Source organism: Photobacterium damselae (genome assembly GCF_003026815.1).
Taxonomy (GTDB): domain Bacteria; phylum Pseudomonadota; class Gammaproteobacteria; order Enterobacterales; family Vibrionaceae; genus Photobacterium; species Photobacterium damselae.
The window spans coordinates 96,546-113,980 of record NZ_PYOG01000010.1 but is presented as its reverse complement, the minus strand read 5'-3'; the positions used below and the strand labels follow the sequence as shown (position 1 = coordinate 113,980).

The window sequence follows — 17,435 nt, the reverse complement described above, 5'->3', positions numbered from 1 at the left end:
AACCATGAAATTATGCGTCAGGGTAACCATTTGGGTTGGTTGATTGCCAACGCCAAGTGTCTGCTGTCATATCTTCAATAGTATGCGTTGCTTCCCAGTGTAGTTCGCGTTTTGCTTTTGCAGGATCAGCCCAACATTCTGCAATATCACCAGGGCGACGAGGTGCGATCTTATACGCAACTTTTGCGCCAGAAGCTTTTTCAAATGCTGACACCATCTGCAATACACTGTTACCGTTACCAGTACCTAGGTTGTAGATATGAAGGCCCGCTTCGCTACCTTTGTATTTAAGTGCAGCAATATGGCCATCAGCCAAGTCAACCACGTGGATGTAATCGCGCACGCCAGTACCGTCAACAGTTGGATAATCATCACCAAATACAGATAAGAACTCACGACGACCAACAGCAACTTGAGAGATAAATGGCATTAGGTTATTTGGAATGCCTTGTGGATCTTCACCCATAGTGCCTGATTTATGCGAGCCCACTGGGTTGAAGTAACGTAGAAGCGTAATGCTCATCTCAGGATAAGCGTGCTGAATATCAGTTAGACACTCTTCTACCATCAACTTACTGCGACCGTATGGGTTTGTAGCGCTAGTTGGGAAATCTTCCGTGATAGGCACAGAAGCGGGATCGCCATATACCGTTGCTGATGAACTAAAAATTAAGCTATTAACACCCGCTGCACGCATCGCTTCAACTAAAACTAGCGTACCGTGAACGTTATTGTCGTAGTATTCAAGTGGCTTTTCTACTGACTCACCTACGGCTTTTAAACCAGCAAAGTGGATCACTGCGTCAATTTCATTTTCAGCAAAAACGCTATCTAAGAATGCGCGATCACGAATATCACCTTTGTAAAAAGCAGGTCGAACACCCGTTAGGTTTTCAACACGCTCTAAAACAGTCTCTTTGCTGTTATAAAGGTTGTCTAAGATAATTGGCGTCATGCCAGCTTCAATCATTTGAACGCAAGTATGGCTACCAATGTAACCCATACCACCTGTAACTAAAACACGCATCGTGCTCTCCCTTATTCAGATAATTTGTCATGCTATAATCATTAACCAGTTGATTTAATAGTTAATAAATAATCAATAGCATCACATTTTCTTGCTCGGTATAATGCTGTTAAACCTAACCAATTGCAAGCAGTCTCTTATGAAAGATGGTGAGCGACACGCCATCCCCTAAAATCATATCGATGCTTCCATTCAAAATAAAACACCGTATAATTAATCTTATTTATTTTGTTTTACTAATCTATCGTTTGTTTTTTGAAGATTCTAGGAATTGATGAAGAATTTACTTAAATCTGTCATTTTGTGTGGCAGTCTGCTCACCAGTCTATCTGGTTGTGAAATTGTAAAATGGAAAGGCCAATACGATACTCATAGCTTAAAAAAGCAAGGATTTTCAGAGCACTCTCTGCTATTAAAAGAAGGCGGAACGCTAAATTATTGGCAAGGTGGACAAGGCGAACCTCTACTGTTACTACACGGTTTTGGCGGTAGCGCCTCAGCGACATGGTTAGCCACCATGCAAGAGCTGAGTAAGCATTATTATGTTATTGCACCCGATCTATTATGGTTTGGTAAATCACACAGTTTAGGTCGTTCCAATTTAACAACGCAGACCGAAGCTATTTGGCAGTTGCTCGATCACCTAAAAGTACAGCGAGTGAATGTGGCGGGTATCTCCTATGGAGGCTTTGTTACTTACAGCTTGATGGCTCGACCAGAACGAATCAATAAGGCCATTATTATTGCGAGCCCGGGCCCTATTTTTAGTGATGAACATTTAGCACAACTGTGCCAGCGAGCAAATGTTAAGAATCCTGAAGAGCTTTTTGTGCCACAGGATAAAAGTGGAATCAAAAAACTGTACGATCAGGTATTTATTAAATCGCCTTATATACCCGATTTCATCGCAGAGCAGATCTATGATGGTTATTTTAAAGATTGGCAACCAGAGCGGGAGTCATTACTTAATACACTTACTGCCGATCGTGAACGTTTAGGTAAAATATCGACCGAGACTCTACCGAAAACTTTACTGATCTGGGGAGATAAAGACCAAATTTTCCCATTAGAAAACGGGATCGCGCTAAGTCATTATCTGCAGGCTCCTATTGTTGTATTTCCAGAGACAGCTCATGGGGTTACCAATGAAAAGCCAGAATTAACCGCCAAAACCATCGAGTCATTCTTATCTCAGGTCAATTGATTGCACTATATATCAAAAAAAATTAGACATATTTAACAAAATCGCTATTCTTATGCCATCGGTGCACATAGTTGCATTGATGGCTTTCTTATGGAACAAGGACGTAACAAAATGGCGACATTAGTTAAAAGTACTCAGCTTGAATCTGTTAACTTTGCCTATATCGAATTAAGCAAAAATACCCTACAACGCCAACTTTCTCTTCTGTTTACCTCTTCTGGCATTATTTGCACCTTAGTTGCTTTTGCGTATTTTGTCGCTAAGACTTCATTAGTATCACTCTATTCAGCACTATTAGGACTATCGATCTCTTATACATTGGCAATTTTTAATCGAATAAACATCAATCCTAAAGTTTTAATGTGGATTTTTATTCTTTCCACCACTTTGGCTTGCATTACAGGTTATAGCTTTAGTGAAACTCACCATATCAGCAATACCATAGGGCTAACGATTCCTTTACTGTGCTTTTTTGCGTTAAAACAAAAGACGGCTGCTTGGTATAGCGGTCTATTTGGTTTTTGTTACGTTATCTTAAGTATTTCAGAAATTGGCGAAAAACAATTGCAGCTTAATGATGCACTACAAAATATGAGTGCGTATTCGTTAGTGTTTGTGATGGCCTATCTCCTAGCCAAGCACCGAAACGAAGCGATTCACTGTGTTAAGCAAACTGCAACTAATGACTTTTTAACCGGCCTCTACAATCGAGAAGGCCTACTGCCTATTTACCAAGCTGAAGCCGCTCGTAGCGAACGTTATCTAAAAGATTTTTCGATGTTACTGCTCAGTGTTGATGACTTTAAAAACATCAACGACCGTTACGGCCTTGAGACTGGTGATAAAGTATTAATGATGTTGACAAAATGCTTGCAACAACTGAGTCGAAAAGAAGACACAATCGCCCGCTTAGGTGGAACGGAGTTTTGTCTCCTATTACCAGATACTTCATTAGAACAAGCTGAAAAATTTGCGCTGCGCTTACAAGAACAAGTAAACAGTTGGGTCTTAGAATTAGAATCTGGTCATCGAATTTCAGTAACCCTGAGTATGGGATTAACGCCAATCCAATTTCGTGAATTTAATTATGACTATATTAAAGCGGATAATGCTGTAATGAGAGCGAAACATTGGGGTGGGAATCAATTAGCGATCAGTGAATAGCAATATATCACCCTATCACCACTTCAAAATCCGTCATGTTGGGCGGATTTTTTATTATCCATCACCACAATAACCCTATGAAATATCCTATTGCTATCTCATTGATTACCTTGTTATCAAGCGTACAATAATCGGTACTTTTTCTTAACGCTCTCAAATTAAATCATGACAACAGTGCAAACACATTATCAGTGGAAATGTTTTTCTATTGATGAAGAGCAGCATCAACTGCCAGATGGTAGAACCATTCCTTTTACCACAATCAAACATCCTGGCGCAGTTGTGATCATACCAATAGATCGTAACGGCGATCTAATTCTTGTCCATCAGTATCGACCTGCCATAAAACAGTGGATTTACGAATTTCCAGCAGGAACATTAGAAGATAAAGAAAATATTCTAGCTTGTGCGCAAAGAGAATTAGCAGAAGAGGCAAAACTGCAAGCAAAAAACTGGCAAAGCCTTGGGGAGTTATTACCCGTTCCTGGTTTTTGTGATGAGATTCAATACCTATTTCTCGCTCAAGAGTTAAGTGAAGCGAATGGTGAATTAGATGATGATGAAATTATGGATGTGGTTACTCTCTCTATAACAGAATTTGAACAGAAGATTGCTGCAAATCAAATTCAAGATAACAAAACGCTCGCGGCTTACTGCAAAGCAAAAGCGATGCAACTGCTATGATTTTTTTCGGGTTTTATTGGATGCTTTAGCTAAAATAACACCCGAACTCAATCCGGCCCACGCACCACCCAATACTTTAAGAACACTAGGCTTTTTACTTAAGGTAACAACCCCTATCGCGCCTAAAACAGCACCACTTACACCACCAATAACTTGCTTAGAGCGTAACTTGTCGGATAAAACCCAATAGATGAAATGTTCACAATTACGTTTATAGATAGAATATCGCCATACCCCAATTTGGCTACGTGCCTTTTCTAAACTACCCCTCACATCATTGTGACAATGTAACTTTGACAGTACAACCTTTTGTCCTTGCGTTACTTCATCCCAGGTTTCTTCCATCACCGTTCCATTTCGTTTGGTGGCTGAAATCAACATTCGCTTTCCTTGATGACACACTTTGTCTGATACTAAAGCCCAATGGTCATATCGCCCAAAATCAACAGCAACAATATCACCAGGTTGTACCTGATAACCAGAAATAGTCATCAAAAATCTCCATTTAATCAGAATTGTAGATTCACTCTTATCATTCGCTATTTCACTAGCCAAATACCGTTGTAGATAAGATGCTTACTGTTTGATCTACAGATAATTTCTATTAATATAGCGCTGAAATTCTTAAGGATATAGAAATAAATGAAAAAGCCTCTTTTTTTAGCCTCAACTCTATTTACTGTTGTTTTTTCTTTTCATGCATTTGCAATGCCAGAAGGTGACGCATCTAAAGGCGAATTAAAAACACCTAGTTGTCGTTTTTGCCATGGTGTAGATGGCATTGCTCCTCGTCCCGCTTATCCAAACCTCAAAGGTCAGCATGCCCAATACCTGTATGATTCAATGCAAGCCTATAAAAATGGCCAAAGAACAGGTGGAATGTCTTCAATGATGAAAGACCAACTTCGTAATCTAACCGATCAAGATATTGCCGACATAGCCAAATATTATGAACAACTCGGCAAATAATTATTTGTTTATTGCTTAACCAAAGCCGATGCTCATATACCCACGTAACCTCGCATATTGAAGTCACTTGGGTATATAACACATCAGAATATAGGCATTGATTCTATCGACCGCATTAAATGCTGACACATTGATGTCAATATTTCGGCTCTCACCAAATAAAACGACCTTTTATTGAGCAACATTAATTAACATTATTTAATAAACAAAAATTATATGTTGCATTCATCACACATATAAAAACCCAGAAAAAAAGCCATTTAAAGAATATAAACAATAATAGATAACAAGAAACCAGTTAAATTATCTATAAATATAGAAAACAAAAGTAATTAATCAGGATAATCATCCAAATCATAATTAATTCCAATTTAGAATATTCAATCAAAACAATATTGTCTTTGGGGATTTATAGGTCTAACCTCTCGCCACTAAAATTTTACATGTGACATTAAACAATGAGCACGAATTACAAACTTGACGAAACCTATAAACGACTTCGTTGGCAAATTATCATCACCACCTTCTTGACCTATACGGTTATGTACATCTCCCGTAAAGCGTTTGCTGCTGCAGCTCCGCTACTAATGGAAGATTTAGGCATGACTGCCGTTCAGTTTGGTATGGCCTCTTCAATTTATTACATTCTTTATGGCCTATCTAAATTTAGCTCTGGTTTACTTGCAGACCGCATTAACCCTCGCTTGTTCTTAGCACCTGTTCTAGTGGTCATTGCGATCATTAACGTTGGTATTGGTATGTCTAACAGTGTGACTACCCTACTGACTCTATACTGTCTAACCGCTGTAGTACAAGGTTGTGGCTTCCCTCCTATTGCAAAAGCGATCAGTCAATGGTACTCAAAATCAGAACGTGGCGGTTGGTATTCACTGTGGAATACCTCCCATAACGTTGGTGGTGCTCTAGCCCCATTAATTGCTTCTGCCGTTATTGCCTCAACAGGTAACTGGCGCTACGCATTTTACGTTCCTGCTATTATTACAGCCGTTCAAGCGATTATTGCCGCAGTATTTATGCGTGGTAAACCTGAAAACTACGGTTTACCCAATGTTGGGGTTTGGAAAAATGATACTAAACAGTTAGAGATCAATAAGAACTCTGAAGCGGGTTTAAGCATGTGGACTATGTTTAAGCGCTACATCCTAACTAACCCTATTATTTGGTTAGCAATTGGTGGTGACTTATGTATCTACATCATTCGTACCGTAAGTACCGACTGGGTTAACGTCTACTTTGTTAAGCAACTTGGTTGGGATTTAATGAAGTCAAACTCACTTGTAGCATGGTTCGAAGCTGGTGGTATTTTAGGCGGCCTAACTTCTGGTATTATTTCAGATAAATTCTTTGGCGCTGACCGTTGGAAAACCATCCTAATTTATAGCTTTGTTCTAATCGCTGGTATGATCGGCGTTATGTTAACCATTCATATCGACTACATGCTTGTTGCGCTATGTTTCTTTATTATTGGTGCGGGTATCTATGCACCACAAATGTTATTTGCATTAGGTATCATTGAAGCATCTCACGCAGACGGTGCAGGTGCTGCAACTGGCCTAAAAGGTGGTGTAACATATGTGGGTGCTGCTCTTGCTGGTGCGCCTATTGCCATGCTTAAAAACGCGTATTCTTGGAATGGTGTATTTATTCTTCTAGGTTCTATCGCTGCAATTCTTGTTATTTTAATTTGTGTAATCATTATCTTTGATCGTAAAAAACGTCAAGCAATGGAACAACATGCTAAAGCGTAAGTAGTCTTACCTATTCATACTGAAAGAGCCTGCAGATAGCAGGCTCTTTTTTCATGACTCACAATATAATTAAAACGCTTTTTTAAGCCCCTGCTGCTTTCTAAATTCATGCTGTGCTAAATACATGTCCATTGTTGAACGCAAGAGTTTATACAGCAAAATAGAACCTTCTATCTCTTCTTTTCGATTAGTTAAACTCTCAATATTTAACCCCAATGGTAAATCGTACTCCACAACCGCTTCTAATATTTGGTTTAAACTGTTGCAGCACATTTTAATCGATTCATGTAATGGGTTATCCGCATTAAGAATTCGTAAGCTGGTTGCTTCAGGTACGCTTACCCCTAACCACTCAATAAACTCTAACGTTTTAGCACTTCCACACGGAGAAAAGGTAAGAATAATACGCTGCGGCTTTAACCCTTTCTCTTGGCATTCAATTGCATATCGAGTCAAAAGGTCGATAGTTGCTTGCGTATCATAAATGGCTTGCGAGATAAAAAAGTTACATCCTTGCTGATATTTCTCTATCAAGCGCTGGTGTTCATTCCCCTTTTTAGCATGACGCTCTGCAATCATAATTCCACCCGTAAAAAATGGATGCTCATTATCAGCAATGGTTTTATATGCTTCATGTAACGGGAGTGAAACTTGGTTCTGTGTTGATGGGCTTCCCACCAGCACAATATCGCGAACTTGATACTGCTCCCATGCCTCATTAAGCCATTGGTTAAAAACTTCGGGCTCTGATTGCACCACACTTTTATAGGTAATAACTGGACGTCCAGTTTTTTTATTTAGCAATGAGGAATAATAGCGAGGATCATGCGTTGATTTAAAAGGAAATGGCCTCGGTTTACTGATACGAGAGCCTTCATCCTGGATGTCATAAACAATAAGGCCATCAAATGCGAGATCTTTAATACGATCAACAAGTTTATCGGCAATACCATCGACATCTGATAAATCAGTGCTGGTTTTGGGTGGGGTTGTTCCAATAAAATAAACCCCACGAGTGACATCGTTATAACGCACTCGCAGTTCAGAATCTTGCAAGGAAAGAGCTTGATAATTGGTAATTGGTTGCATAGTTAACTTCCATGTTAAACTTGTTGTCATTAAGTAAGAACCGCAATGGGATTCAAGACGTTCATGTCTTTTATCACTTAATGATTCAATCCGTGAAAAAAGTGATAGATTCTTTTTACCTAATCACAACCTAAAAATCAAAGCATCATCACATAAATCAGTCAATTTTCTTACATTCAGTTGAAATCCAATCCAAATAATCTTGAGAGCCTGCTGTTATAGGCAATGCAATGACTTCTGGAGTCTCATAATCATGTATCGCTTTGATCTCAGCTTCTACTTGATCAAATAGCGCTGTTTTAGTCTTAATCATTAGCTGTGTTTCAATGTCACAACATACTTTTCCCTGCCAATGGTAATGACTTTCAACTTGTTTTGACTGAATACAAGCCGCCAATCTTTTTTCAATCAATGCATGAATTAACTGTTTCCCAACGTTTTCATCGGCATAAGTGGTCATAACAACACAAAATTCATGAACATTATTTGCCATATTCGCGATTTCCTTTTTTATAGAGCATGCGCAGAGTCAATAAGATAGGTTATACTAGCGGTATTCTATCTATTAGAGAACAGTAGATAGCGATCTTATAGTTAAAGGTAATCCAATGAATTTAAACCAAGAGCTTCAAAGTCTAAACAACCGTATGGATAAGTGTCAGCGTAAACTTGCGGCAGCTATCTCGCGTAATGATGATGTGATCATCAAACAGTTTAGAGATGAGATCGAGAAGCTTCGTAAAAAGATTCAAAACGTTAAGCATCGTCGTTCTGCAAAAGTGACCACACAAAGTAAAGATGCTAAATCACTGTCTTTCCACCGTGCGCTAACTAAGCAAGAGCAAGCAGATATGGGTAAACTGAAAAAATCAGTTAAGGGACTTGTAGTTGTTCACCCAATGACAGCGCTTGGCCGTAGCATGGGCTTAAAAGAAGTAACAGGTTACGCACCACAACCATTCTAAGCCTAATCATTTACACTAATGAGGAGATCACTCAATGGATAAAATCTATCCTTACATGGCAAAGTTTGCTTATATCGTATCAATGGCAATGCTTGTCTTAGGTGCGGTTATGGCAGTTACCATGCTGTTTGGTGGTCATAGCTAATCATTGCTGTAATACAAAAAATGCCGTTATCCCTCAACAAAGAGATAACGGCATTTTTGTTTGGTCTACCGATTGTCAATTGCAGCCAGCAAATACTCAATCAATACGATTAAATGCGAAGACCACCATCAATTTCAAGAATACGCCCTGTAAAGTAGTCATTCTCAAGAATAAATTTAAGTGCATGCCCTACTTCTTCAGCGTTGCCTACACGACCAGCCGGAACATTTTTTTCTAAGCGCTCTAAAGCTTCTTGCTTCATCTGCTCAATCATAGGTGTATCAATCACACCAGGAGCTACAGCTGCAACACGAATCTGGTATCGAGCTAACTCTTTTGCCCAAGTAACTGTCATTGCCGCGACTGCCGCTTTAGATGCTGAATAATTTGTTTGCCCCACATTACCAGCACGAGCCACGCTAGAGATATTAATGATGACACCATGAGTATCGTGCTCAATCATATGAGCAGCAGCTTCACGTCCGCACAAGAAAGAGCCAGTGGCATTAATATCCATCACCTTCTGATATTGACTTAATGGCATCTTGCGGATCACACCATCTCGTTTACAAACCAGCAGACCATCATTAATAACACCTGCGTTATTAATCAAGACATCAATATGACCAAAGTCTTCAACAATATGCTGAAAAGCTTCTTCAACTTCTTGTTCATTACTCACATCAGCGGTATAGATCATTGCCTTACTATTGAGCAAATGACATTGATCCTGAGTGATGCGTAAGGCGGCCTCATTAACATCAATCAGCGCTAATTGAGCACCTTGCTCTGCTAAATTAACCGCAATCATCTGACCAAGGCCTTGACCAGCCCCTGTCACAATAACAACACGATCTTGAATCTCCATAAATATCCTCTGAAGATAAATTATTTAAAACTTGAAAATGGATGATCATCAGCAAGCCATAATGGCTCAAAAAGCGTATCTATGAGGGATGAATCAACCTCTTTTAATGATTTATAGCGCCAATTAGGACATTGATCTTTATCTATTAATTTTGCTCGAACGCCTTCTTGAAACTCACCTAATAACCCACAACGAATAGAGAGCCCTAAATCTAGCCGATAACTCTCAGCCAATGATATGTGGTTATACTGCGTCAATTGACGAAAACAGATATGAGCAGAAATTGGGCTACCATCTCTTAACCCTTGCTTAGCCTCTTCAAGCCATGGGCCAAGTCCATCGATAGCTAAAATCTGCTCTGCAACAATATTGAGATCGCCATGGTGACATGCTGCTTGTATCTGTGGCAGATAGGGAACCATTTGACTCGCAGGATAAACAGCTGCGTTCTCTTCACTTAATATTGATAATTGTGACTCAATATGTTGATGGTTTTCATTCTGAGCTTCTTGTGTAATATCAGAGCGCCATGAGATTTGTTGTAACGTCGCAATAAACTGTTCTTTTTGTTCTTTACGTATAAAGGCATTTGCCATACCCAGAAACAGCGCATCGCTAGCATTGACGCGACAACCGGTTAGACCTAAGAATAAGCCAACACCCGATGGCAACTGACTTAAAAAATAGGTTGCCCCCACATCAGGATATAGTCCAATACGCACTTCAGGCATCGCTAATTGTGAATTCTCTGTCACAATGCGGTAGTCTGCAGCCATATAAATGCCCATCCCGCCGCCCATGACTAAACCATGCCCCCAAGCAATGACCGGTTTAGAGCAACAATTAACCTCATAATCACAACTGTATTCAGCTGTAAAATATTGAGTAAATAACAGCTGAGTAACATCATCACTATGATCAGCCATAGCGCGATACATCTCTCGGATATCCCCACCAGCGCAAAAAGCGTTGTCGTCAACCGAATCAATAAAAACACAGACAACCTCAGGATCACTTTCCCACTGTTGAAGTTGCGCTTTAATTGCTACTAGCATGTCATAATTTAATGCATTGAGTGAGTTAGGGTTATCTAATGTTAATACCCCTATTTTGTTACCCGTTTTACACTCAATATACGATACTAGGATCCTTCCTTTTTCCATGATCCTCTTCCCCTAAGAATCGATAATGAACCAGTAATTAATTATATAGAACATAGTACACTGTTTTTAATTTTGTTTGTGTAAACAGAGTTTTCATAACTATATTCAAGTTATCTCTACTTTTGTAGCAAGATCACACTCCTTTACGACTCTTCTTTTAATTGGCGCAATTCAGCTTCTAATTCATTCGCCGCAACCCACAACGCTTGTTCCAATTTATCACGGTATTCTAGATGCTCTACCGGAGATATAGGGAGATTCTCTAAATAATCATCAACACATGATGCAAACCTTGCTCGAAACTCTTCTAATGTAGGCAATCCATTGTTTTCTTGCTCCAATTCATCAAATACCGTTTCAACTTGTCCCGACAAATCTCGCTTGATACTTGCGATCTCTAATGAGTTCATAATCGTACTCTCTTCTCGACGCAATAAATGATACCTAAGTGACTTCAATCTGTAGGTTTAGGTCAATGTCACTAATTCAAGTTACTTGGATATAAGTGTAGTTAGACTTTTATTCTCTTGAGGACAAATTATTCCATCAAAAGATAAAATGGCTGAATTAAGTTGTAATTACTGTTTGTATCTTCGGGATAATCTCGCAAATTCACGAATTAAAATTGTGATTGACTAATAACTCTTCCTATACTGAATTTAATACCTTACAGATAAAAATAACTATATGTATTATGGAGAGATCTATGGTGTATGGAGATCACACCACGTTGAGGGGCAACAATAAAAGCAGGCGGCAATTCTGGCTGAGCTTACCTTTGTGTCTTATCTATTCTTCTGCTAACTACGCCCAACCATTATCAACTGAAGCAGAGCAAGATATTACCATTCCAGAATGGGTAGAAGTGGGACAAAGCACCATTTCAGAGCAAGTTCATGATGTGAGTAGCTATCTCGATCATTCAATGGCTAAAGATGAGGATGAAGAAGAACTCATCAATAATAGTTATTTAAAAATTCGTCTAACACCAAGTTATAGCTATCGTGATAAATTTGAATTTGATACTCGGGCTTCCTTAAAAGTTGATCTACCCCATACCAAACAAGACTGGAATTTGATTCTGGAAACAGACCCTGATGATTTTGATTCATTAGAAAGTAAACAGCGAAATACACCAACAAATGGAACCAGCTCTTTTAGCGAAGCGGTTGGTGGGGTTCGATTGCAAGATCTTTACTTTGGTAGTTGGAAAACTAATTTTGATGTCGGCATTAAATTCCGCTTCCCCCTTGACCCTTTTGTAAGAGCCGATATTCGTCGAGTTGATGCTTTAAGCGATAACTGGACTTCTCGTTTCAAACAAGAGCTTTTCTATTACCATTCAAAAGGACCTGGCTCTCTTACTGAGTTGGATTTTTACTATGCTTTTAAAGAAGACCATAGCCAAATATTTAAATCAGCATCGAGTGCCCAGTATTTAGAAAATGACGATACTTGGGAATTGGTTCAGACCTTTACCTATTTTGATCGGGTATCGCGACGGAATTTGATGGAATATTCGGTGGGGATTAGCTCGGAAACCGATGAGCTCAAGAAAGTATCAAATATATGGCTAAGTGCTAGTTGGAAACGAAATTTATACAAAAATTGGTTATATACAACGCTTACGCCACAAATTGAATTTCCTCGTGAGCATAACCACCATATAAATCCAGGAGTGTGGCTTGAGTTAGAAATTTTGTTTTCTAAAAACCGTAAGATGGATCAACTGTTAAGGACTATTCCAACGCCGTACAAAAAACGAATAAAAGACGACGAAGAATAAAATACTTAATCCATTTTTAGGACTAAGGAGCTGATATGAAACAGATAAAAGCAAGATTATTTACTCTTTTAATCACTTTTAAACCGTTTTTCTCTTTAAGCTATTTTATCGTACAGCTCCTTAATTTACTGCTGGTTTTTATTGGAATGTTGCTCTTGTTCGATCCTACTGCAACCACAACCGATAGCGCCTTATGTCAATGGGTTGGCGTGATTAATTTTACACTTATCTATTTACTCAAACACCATTACCGACAACTCCTCTCATGGTGTGATATTAGAAAGCAATCAGCGATTGTCGTTCCTATTTCTTTTGATAAATAACCCCGCGCATTTCCGCTATGCTAAAAACCAAGGAGCCTCTATCTTCTAAAGGCTCCTTGTACCAATTAAACCCCTAGCAAGTGCCACCAAATTAAGCCCGTTAGCATAAATAGTACAAACCCAGTACCACAAATCACCAAACCATTTACCATCCATTTCCCTGGAGTATGGTAACCGTAGCCCATAGCTAATGGATTTCGCGCATGAGAATACGTTGTCAGATTACAACCGATGTTCATAACCCCAGCTACAGAAAGAAGTGCAATCATAGGTTGAACCCCTAAGGTAAGTAATGAGCCAATAATAACCCCACCAAGCGCAACAACTTTAGCTGTGCCAGAAGCGAACAGATAAGAAGTCAGTAAGAAAAATAGCATCAATACCAGTAAGAATATGGTTGGAGATGCGCCATGCATAGCCGATGACAAGAAATCAGAGACATTGGTCCCTAGCCATTTCACTACCCCTAAACTTCTTAAATGGTTTGCCATACCCATCAATACAGAAAACCAAATTAAGGTGTCCCATGCCCCTTTTTCCGCTTTAATATCGTCCCAGCTTAATACACCCAGCATCAACATAGCTGACAAGCCAATAAAAGCGGCACCGGTTGCGTTTAGATTTAATGCCGCGCCAAATATCCACATAACAACAAGAGCGACAAAAATGATAGCCAACATCAGTTCTGGAATCGAAATTCGTCCCAATTGTTTGAGTTTTTCTTTTGCAAAAACGGGTGCTTCTGGTGTTTGCTTTGTATCCGGTGAGATAAACAGATAAAGCACAAATGGAATTACTAAAAATAGACAAAGAGAAGGTACCAATAGATACGTAACCCAAGTACCAAATGTAAGGTTAATACCCAGCAATGTTGATGCAATTCCAATAAGAGCCAGGTTACCTGCAAATGCAGTACTAAATCCAACCGCTGACGCATCATTCATAGCAGATGCATTTGAAATCAAAAACTCACCGAGCTTGCGATCTTTCTCATTGATGGTTTTTGCTAGGCTGTTTGCAATTGGAGAAGTAATCGCAAATCGAGCGGTATTACTTGGAGTAGCTGGAGCTAAAATATAATCCGCTAACCCTAAACAGTAAGCAATTCGTAATGAAGATTGGCCAAACTTACTCAGCAGAACCAGAGAAATGCGCTCACCTAACCCCGTTTTAGCAAATGCTCTTGCCATCATAAAAGCAATCACAATTAACCAAATAAGCGAGTTATTGAAATCGTGTAATTCTGCTGTAATTGCAGCCTTACCCGTTGGCTCTACAGGCAAAATAATGCAATAAACCGCAATAGATAAAACCGCAATAGCTCCTGTGGGCATAATATTTAATACAATAGAAGCAATAGTTGCGATAAAGAGTAGAGCGAGATGATAACCTTCCGTAGATAAACCCGCAGGTGGAAGTTGACTATACAACAAAGCCGTTACTGCAATTACGGCTAAGAGTTGAGGCCATTTGAACGCTAATTTCATACAACATAATTCCTTGTTGGTATTTCATGTGAATAATTAGCGCGTATTTTTCATTAATAATGTGATACAGGAAAGGTTTTTAGGTTGCTTTAGGAATAAAAGAGCATTTTTTATATCTTTTATGCATCAATAATAACCTGTAAGATTAATCTGCAAACAATACATTCACCACCAGGATATTAGACAGAGTAAGCAATCTACCCTGCCTATTTCTTTTCACTACAAAATGTCTGCACGAATAATATCTTGAGAGAGATCGTGACGATCAAGATCATCTAAGCAAGTTTTCGTTATTGAAACTACATGCTCAGCAACAATATTGCGGAAAATGCTGTAATTAATAAAACGTTTGGCATCAATAGTGGCTAGCAAATCTTTCTTGATATTTTCCAATTCGCACTCTTTGGGAGTGAAATTTTCAAGCCGTAAAATCTCTGCGATAAATTGAGTTAGTTTCACGTTATTCATAATGATTATTCCTTTTTATTATGCTTTCACAATAAACATACCCAAAGGAACACGTTTTTAACACATCATTTACCCTGTTGTATCAATAGGGACGACCGATGAAATTATTATGATGAACAATCAATTCTTTATATTAGAGATCTGTGTTGTCTCTTGTTTACCGTCATAAACTGGTGATGAAAAAGAGCAAAAACAATCCCACCAGCAATAGGGAAATAGATTTCACTGATTGGAATTTGAAATCGGAAAATGAGGAATACTTGAAACACACCAAAAGCCGTCACTAAGGCATAGCTATTCCATTTTAACTGGCGTAATAACCAATACATGGGTGTGAAGACAAATAGCATTAAGATAGAACATACCACTGCAAACAAGTAATAAGCTAAAGCCCCTTTCATTAGCCAAGCAAGCTGTTGTAAGTGATGAGGTATCATAGTGACAATAATCCCGACAAATACCACGCTACTTCCAACGATGGATGCAAATATTGCGCTTTTTACCGCTTTTAGAATAAATCCTTTCATTCCAACCTCACTCCTTTTTCTCCCTTATTTAATACTGTAGATGGCAAGGAAAAAAAGAAGAAGAAAAGATTAGAATCTGTGGATTATGTCTCATTAACATTCTGTTTTTAAAAATCTTTCCTATTAGCATCTGTGTTTTCTACAGATTTTGTTTGCTATCTATTTTATAGCAGAAGTTAGATAGAATTTCAGAAGGAAAATTGAGAGTGAGTATGTCATGAAGCCGATTATTTTATGTGCTGTTCTCTTAACGTTGGTAGGGTGTTCTTCTTGTGATCATGATAACCGCCATAATAGTCCAACTGAAACAGAACAGCTTTATAAGCACTGTCGAGATCGTAACACCTGTGATCAAAGTATTGCTGATCATCGAAGTCATCGCGTTGCGTAATATTGTTATATAAACACCGTAAAGTACAAAGCGATAAGTTATCTATTTAAATAGCGGATCGTTTTGTGCTAATCACACTTTTTGCATAAGAAAATTATCAAGTACTATACCTCGTAGTGCCACCTTCTGTGCTGTAACAACTTTAAAACCATATTGCTCAAAAAATGATCTTGCGGTGATACTTACTTCTGAATACAGCTTCTGTAACCCCAGCTCTTGAGCCTTGATAAAAATATGCGCCATTAGTGCCGAGCCGACGCCTTGTCTTTGATATCGGTGATGGCAGAAAAAGTGATCGATTAACCCATCCGATTGAAGATCAGCAAAGCCCACAATGACCCCATTTAGCTCTGCAATATATGGCTGAGTTTGATTTACACGATCTCGCCAAGCTTTAGCATTATGAGGCTTTGGAGCCCACGCCTCGACCTGCTCCTGACTATAATCACGAATGTTAACACTACGGATGGTATTAAATAACAAAGACCATAAATGTTCAGCATCTTGTTCTTGATATGGACGAATGGTTACTTTTATCTCGATATTTTTATCTTCAGCCATATTGCTATCTTAACCCTTGCTATTCAATGGGCTATACCATACATATCTTACTTTAGCGTCACACTAAATAAATCAAATGGCGTTTTAAATAATTCAGTCTCAGATAAACGTTGAATTTCCTTCTCATCATCCAATGTTAACATTGACCAATCTTGTTTATTGTATGGCGTTTTAAGCTGAATTATAGAATCTAAAACAGACTTGTCGCCAGATTCTGCTGCAAGTAATACAGCTTGATATGCATATTCTCGCTCTTCATTTTCATAACAAAGCTGATAAGCATGTTGATATAGTTTAAAAATTATTGCTTTCTTCTTAGCTAAGTCTTGAGCATTAAACCAAGAATCAGAAATATTCCCCACACTTCTTTTCTGTTGTTTACAATATTCTATCTGTTGAAAATAATTCTTTTCAGCCATCTTTAATGGCGTAGAAATAGCTACTATAGGAAAGAAAATTCCAATTAATGCTGCTAGTTTCTTCATCTTACGGCCTCTGTAACACACTTCCAAAAAGTAGAATCCTGTCCATCGCCAAAAAACGCTTCTTGCTCAGCGATAGTTTCAACTTTCCGTCTTACTATTTTATTAACAGACATCATTCCTGAGGAAAATTCTTCCCAGTCATATGTTGTAATTTCTTTAATGACTTCATGAGGTGTTGGATTAGAGAATATTTGAACCAATGGTAAAGCGGCTGCAAATGTTGCTGTATAGTTACCAAGTTCAACGGTATTATTTATTTGATGAACCGCATTAACAGAACGCTCACTAAGTCTATATTCATTGATATTACAATATTCCTTTATATCCACTCGAATTCTCTATTAAACGTTACCTTGATAG

General features: G+C 38.6%; 22 protein-coding genes. 9 read left to right on the top strand and 13 right to left on the bottom strand.

What is annotated here, in order from left to right; all coding sequences use genetic code 11:
- Nucleotides 1-10 precede the first annotated feature (10 nt).
- Entirely contained in the window at nt 11-1,027 is a 1,017-nt protein-coding gene (gene galE, locus CTN07_RS11410) for a UDP-glucose 4-epimerase GalE (RefSeq protein ID WP_005304975.1), read from the bottom strand.
- A gap of 274 nt (nt 1,028-1,301) precedes the next feature.
- Between galE and CTN07_RS11405 the strand changes: the two genes are divergently transcribed.
- From CTN07_RS11405 to CTN07_RS11395, 3 genes are all read left to right on the top strand, one after another.
- Nucleotides 1,302-2,231, top strand: a complete 930-nt coding sequence (locus CTN07_RS11405; protein ID WP_005304978.1) for an alpha/beta fold hydrolase — start codon at nt 1,302-1,304, stop codon at nt 2,229-2,231.
- A gap of 90 nt (nt 2,232-2,321) precedes the next feature.
- Nucleotides 2,322-3,395, top strand: coding sequence for a GGDEF domain-containing protein (locus tag CTN07_RS11400; RefSeq protein ID WP_225314501.1), 1,074 nt, complete (start codon nt 2,322-2,324; stop codon nt 3,393-3,395).
- Nucleotides 3,396-3,560: 165 nt separating this feature from the next.
- Complete coding sequence (locus CTN07_RS11395; protein ID WP_036765614.1) at nt 3,561-4,079, top strand: NUDIX hydrolase; 519 nt, start codon at nt 3,561-3,563, stop codon at nt 4,077-4,079.
- Here CTN07_RS11395 and CTN07_RS11390 read toward each other — a convergent pair.
- Nucleotides 4,074-4,571: a lecithin retinol acyltransferase family protein gene (locus CTN07_RS11390; RefSeq protein WP_005304986.1), complete on the bottom strand. Its 498-nt coding sequence runs from the start codon at nt 4,569-4,571 to the stop codon at nt 4,074-4,076. The two genes, CTN07_RS11395 and CTN07_RS11390, sit on opposite strands and share 6 nt — an antisense overlap.
- A gap of 150 nt (nt 4,572-4,721) precedes the next feature.
- Between CTN07_RS11390 and CTN07_RS11385 the strand changes: the two genes are divergently transcribed.
- Together CTN07_RS11385 and CTN07_RS11380 are read left to right on the top strand one after the other, a co-directional pair.
- The gene (locus tag CTN07_RS11385; RefSeq protein WP_036765616.1) at nt 4,722-5,048 is read left to right on the top strand and encodes a c-type cytochrome; all 327 of its coding nucleotides are present in this window, start codon (nt 4,722-4,724) and stop codon (nt 5,046-5,048) included.
- A gap of 458 nt (nt 5,049-5,506) precedes the next feature.
- On the top strand, nt 5,507-6,817 hold the full coding sequence (locus CTN07_RS11380; RefSeq protein ID WP_036765618.1) for an MFS transporter: 1,311 nt from the start codon (nt 5,507-5,509) through the stop codon (nt 6,815-6,817).
- A 69-nt stretch (nt 6,818-6,886) separates the two neighbouring features.
- On the opposite strand, the gene CTN07_RS11375 is transcribed toward CTN07_RS11380, so the two are convergent.
- Together CTN07_RS11375 and cutA are read right to left on the bottom strand one after the other, a co-directional pair.
- A complete protein-coding gene (locus CTN07_RS11375; RefSeq protein ID WP_005304991.1) occupies nt 6,887-7,906 on the bottom strand; it encodes a methylenetetrahydrofolate reductase in 1,020 nt (339 codons plus the stop codon).
- Nucleotides 7,907-8,063: 157 nt separating this feature from the next.
- The gene (cutA, locus tag CTN07_RS11370; RefSeq protein ID WP_036765620.1) at nt 8,064-8,399 is read right to left on the bottom strand and encodes a divalent-cation tolerance protein CutA; all 336 of its coding nucleotides are present in this window, start codon (nt 8,397-8,399) and stop codon (nt 8,064-8,066) included.
- Between the two features lie 115 nt (nt 8,400-8,514).
- Between cutA and CTN07_RS11365 the strand changes: the two genes are divergently transcribed.
- Entirely contained in the window at nt 8,515-8,871 is a 357-nt protein-coding gene (locus CTN07_RS11365) for a YibL family ribosome-associated protein (RefSeq protein ID WP_005304997.1), read from the top strand.
- Nucleotides 8,872-9,125: 254 nt separating this feature from the next.
- On the opposite strand, the gene CTN07_RS11360 is transcribed toward CTN07_RS11365, so the two are convergent.
- The 3 genes from CTN07_RS11360 to CTN07_RS11350 all read right to left on the bottom strand — a co-directional run bounded on the left by CTN07_RS11360 (nt 9,126) and on the right by CTN07_RS11350 (nt 11,457).
- Nucleotides 9,126-9,884 carry an SDR family oxidoreductase gene (locus CTN07_RS11360; protein WP_005305002.1) on the bottom strand — a complete coding sequence of 253 codons (759 nt, stop codon included), beginning with the start codon at nt 9,882-9,884 and terminating at the stop codon, nt 9,126-9,128.
- A gap of 20 nt (nt 9,885-9,904) precedes the next feature.
- Nucleotides 9,905-11,047, bottom strand: coding sequence for an enoyl-CoA hydratase/isomerase family protein (locus tag CTN07_RS11355; RefSeq protein ID WP_005305004.1), 1,143 nt, complete (start codon nt 11,045-11,047; stop codon nt 9,905-9,907).
- 143 nt (nt 11,048-11,190) lie between these two features.
- Entirely contained in the window at nt 11,191-11,457 is a 267-nt protein-coding gene (locus CTN07_RS11350; RefSeq protein WP_036765622.1) for a hypothetical protein, read from the bottom strand.
- Between the two features lie 296 nt (nt 11,458-11,753).
- On the opposite strand from CTN07_RS11350, the gene CTN07_RS11345 reads away from it, so the two are divergent.
- Entirely contained in the window at nt 11,754-12,833 is a 1,080-nt protein-coding gene (locus CTN07_RS11345) for a hypothetical protein (RefSeq protein ID WP_005305007.1), read from the top strand.
- Nucleotides 12,834-12,868: 35 nt separating this feature from the next.
- Nucleotides 12,869-13,156, top strand: coding sequence for a hypothetical protein (locus CTN07_RS11340; RefSeq protein WP_036765625.1), 288 nt, complete (start codon nt 12,869-12,871; stop codon nt 13,154-13,156).
- 65 nt (nt 13,157-13,221) lie between these two features.
- Here the strand turns inward: CTN07_RS11340 and CTN07_RS11335 are convergent, their stop codons facing one another.
- The 3 genes from CTN07_RS11335 to CTN07_RS11325 all read right to left on the bottom strand — a co-directional run bounded on the left by CTN07_RS11335 (nt 13,222) and on the right by CTN07_RS11325 (nt 15,638).
- Nucleotides 13,222-14,643 (bottom strand): DASS family sodium-coupled anion symporter, encoded by a 1,422-nt coding sequence (locus tag CTN07_RS11335; RefSeq protein ID WP_005305009.1) that lies wholly within the window; start codon nt 14,641-14,643, stop codon nt 13,222-13,224.
- Between the two features lie 219 nt (nt 14,644-14,862).
- Complete coding sequence (locus tag CTN07_RS11330) at nt 14,863-15,111, bottom strand: hypothetical protein (RefSeq protein WP_036765629.1); 249 nt, start codon at nt 15,109-15,111, stop codon at nt 14,863-14,865.
- A 128-nt stretch (nt 15,112-15,239) separates the two neighbouring features.
- On the bottom strand, nt 15,240-15,638 hold the full coding sequence (locus CTN07_RS11325; RefSeq protein WP_036765631.1) for a hypothetical protein: 399 nt from the start codon (nt 15,636-15,638) through the stop codon (nt 15,240-15,242).
- A 217-nt stretch (nt 15,639-15,855) separates the two neighbouring features.
- On the opposite strand from CTN07_RS11325, the gene CTN07_RS22775 reads away from it, so the two are divergent.
- Nucleotides 15,856-16,029, top strand: coding sequence for a hypothetical protein (locus tag CTN07_RS22775; RefSeq protein WP_157132373.1), 174 nt, complete (start codon nt 15,856-15,858; stop codon nt 16,027-16,029).
- Between the two features lie 72 nt (nt 16,030-16,101).
- On the opposite strand, the gene CTN07_RS11320 is transcribed toward CTN07_RS22775, so the two are convergent.
- The 3 genes from CTN07_RS11320 to CTN07_RS11310 are packed head-to-tail and all read right to left on the bottom strand — an operon-like array spanning nt 16,102 to nt 17,404.
- Nucleotides 16,102-16,590: a GNAT family N-acetyltransferase gene (locus CTN07_RS11320; protein WP_036765633.1), complete on the bottom strand. Its 489-nt coding sequence runs from the start codon at nt 16,588-16,590 to the stop codon at nt 16,102-16,104.
- A gap of 47 nt (nt 16,591-16,637) precedes the next feature.
- Nucleotides 16,638-17,075, bottom strand: coding sequence for a hypothetical protein (locus CTN07_RS11315; RefSeq protein ID WP_036765635.1), 438 nt, complete (start codon nt 17,073-17,075; stop codon nt 16,638-16,640).
- Nucleotides 17,072-17,404, bottom strand: coding sequence for a hypothetical protein (locus CTN07_RS11310; RefSeq protein WP_036765637.1), 333 nt, complete (start codon nt 17,402-17,404; stop codon nt 17,072-17,074). The genes CTN07_RS11315 and CTN07_RS11310 overlap by 4 nt, the downstream gene beginning before the upstream one ends.
- Nucleotides 17,405-17,435 lie beyond the last annotated feature (31 nt).

What these genes read in the sequence shown, in the direction of transcription:
- galE (WP_005304975.1), bottom strand. Translation starts at nt 1,027, where the DNA reads ATGCGTGTTTTAGTTACAGGTGGTATGGGTTACATTGGTAGCCATACT.
- CTN07_RS11405 (WP_005304978.1), top strand. Translation starts at nt 1,302, where the DNA reads ATGAAGAATTTACTTAAATCTGTCATTTTGTGTGGCAGTCTGCTCACC.
- CTN07_RS11400 (WP_225314501.1), top strand. Translation starts at nt 2,322, where the DNA reads ATGGAACAAGGACGTAACAAAATGGCGACATTAGTTAAAAGTACTCAG.
- CTN07_RS11395 (WP_036765614.1), top strand. Translation starts at nt 3,561, where the DNA reads ATGACAACAGTGCAAACACATTATCAGTGGAAATGTTTTTCTATTGAT.
- CTN07_RS11390 (WP_005304986.1), bottom strand. Translation starts at nt 4,571, where the DNA reads ATGACTATTTCTGGTTATCAGGTACAACCTGGTGATATTGTTGCTGTT.
- CTN07_RS11385 (WP_036765616.1), top strand. Translation starts at nt 4,722, where the DNA reads ATGAAAAAGCCTCTTTTTTTAGCCTCAACTCTATTTACTGTTGTTTTT.
- CTN07_RS11380 (WP_036765618.1), top strand. Translation starts at nt 5,507, where the DNA reads ATGAGCACGAATTACAAACTTGACGAAACCTATAAACGACTTCGTTGG.
- CTN07_RS11375 (WP_005304991.1), bottom strand. Translation starts at nt 7,906, where the DNA reads ATGCAACCAATTACCAATTATCAAGCTCTTTCCTTGCAAGATTCTGAA.
- cutA (WP_036765620.1), bottom strand. Translation starts at nt 8,399, where the DNA reads ATGGCAAATAATGTTCATGAATTTTGTGTTGTTATGACCACTTATGCC.
- CTN07_RS11365 (WP_005304997.1), top strand. Translation starts at nt 8,515, where the DNA reads ATGAATTTAAACCAAGAGCTTCAAAGTCTAAACAACCGTATGGATAAG.
- CTN07_RS11360 (WP_005305002.1), bottom strand. Translation starts at nt 9,884, where the DNA reads ATGGAGATTCAAGATCGTGTTGTTATTGTGACAGGGGCTGGTCAAGGC.
- CTN07_RS11355 (WP_005305004.1), bottom strand. Translation starts at nt 11,047, where the DNA reads ATGGAAAAAGGAAGGATCCTAGTATCGTATATTGAGTGTAAAACGGGT.
- CTN07_RS11350 (WP_036765622.1), bottom strand. Translation starts at nt 11,457, where the DNA reads ATGAACTCATTAGAGATCGCAAGTATCAAGCGAGATTTGTCGGGACAA.
- CTN07_RS11345 (WP_005305007.1), top strand. Translation starts at nt 11,754, where the DNA reads ATGGTGTATGGAGATCACACCACGTTGAGGGGCAACAATAAAAGCAGG.
- CTN07_RS11340 (WP_036765625.1), top strand. Translation starts at nt 12,869, where the DNA reads ATGAAACAGATAAAAGCAAGATTATTTACTCTTTTAATCACTTTTAAA.
- CTN07_RS11335 (WP_005305009.1), bottom strand. Translation starts at nt 14,643, where the DNA reads ATGAAATTAGCGTTCAAATGGCCTCAACTCTTAGCCGTAATTGCAGTA.
- CTN07_RS11330 (WP_036765629.1), bottom strand. Translation starts at nt 15,111, where the DNA reads ATGAATAACGTGAAACTAACTCAATTTATCGCAGAGATTTTACGGCTT.
- CTN07_RS11325 (WP_036765631.1), bottom strand. Translation starts at nt 15,638, where the DNA reads ATGAAAGGATTTATTCTAAAAGCGGTAAAAAGCGCAATATTTGCATCC.
- CTN07_RS22775 (WP_157132373.1), top strand. Translation starts at nt 15,856, where the DNA reads ATGAAGCCGATTATTTTATGTGCTGTTCTCTTAACGTTGGTAGGGTGT.
- CTN07_RS11320 (WP_036765633.1), bottom strand. Translation starts at nt 16,590, where the DNA reads ATGGCTGAAGATAAAAATATCGAGATAAAAGTAACCATTCGTCCATAT.
- CTN07_RS11315 (WP_036765635.1), bottom strand. Translation starts at nt 17,075, where the DNA reads ATGAAGAAACTAGCAGCATTAATTGGAATTTTCTTTCCTATAGTAGCT.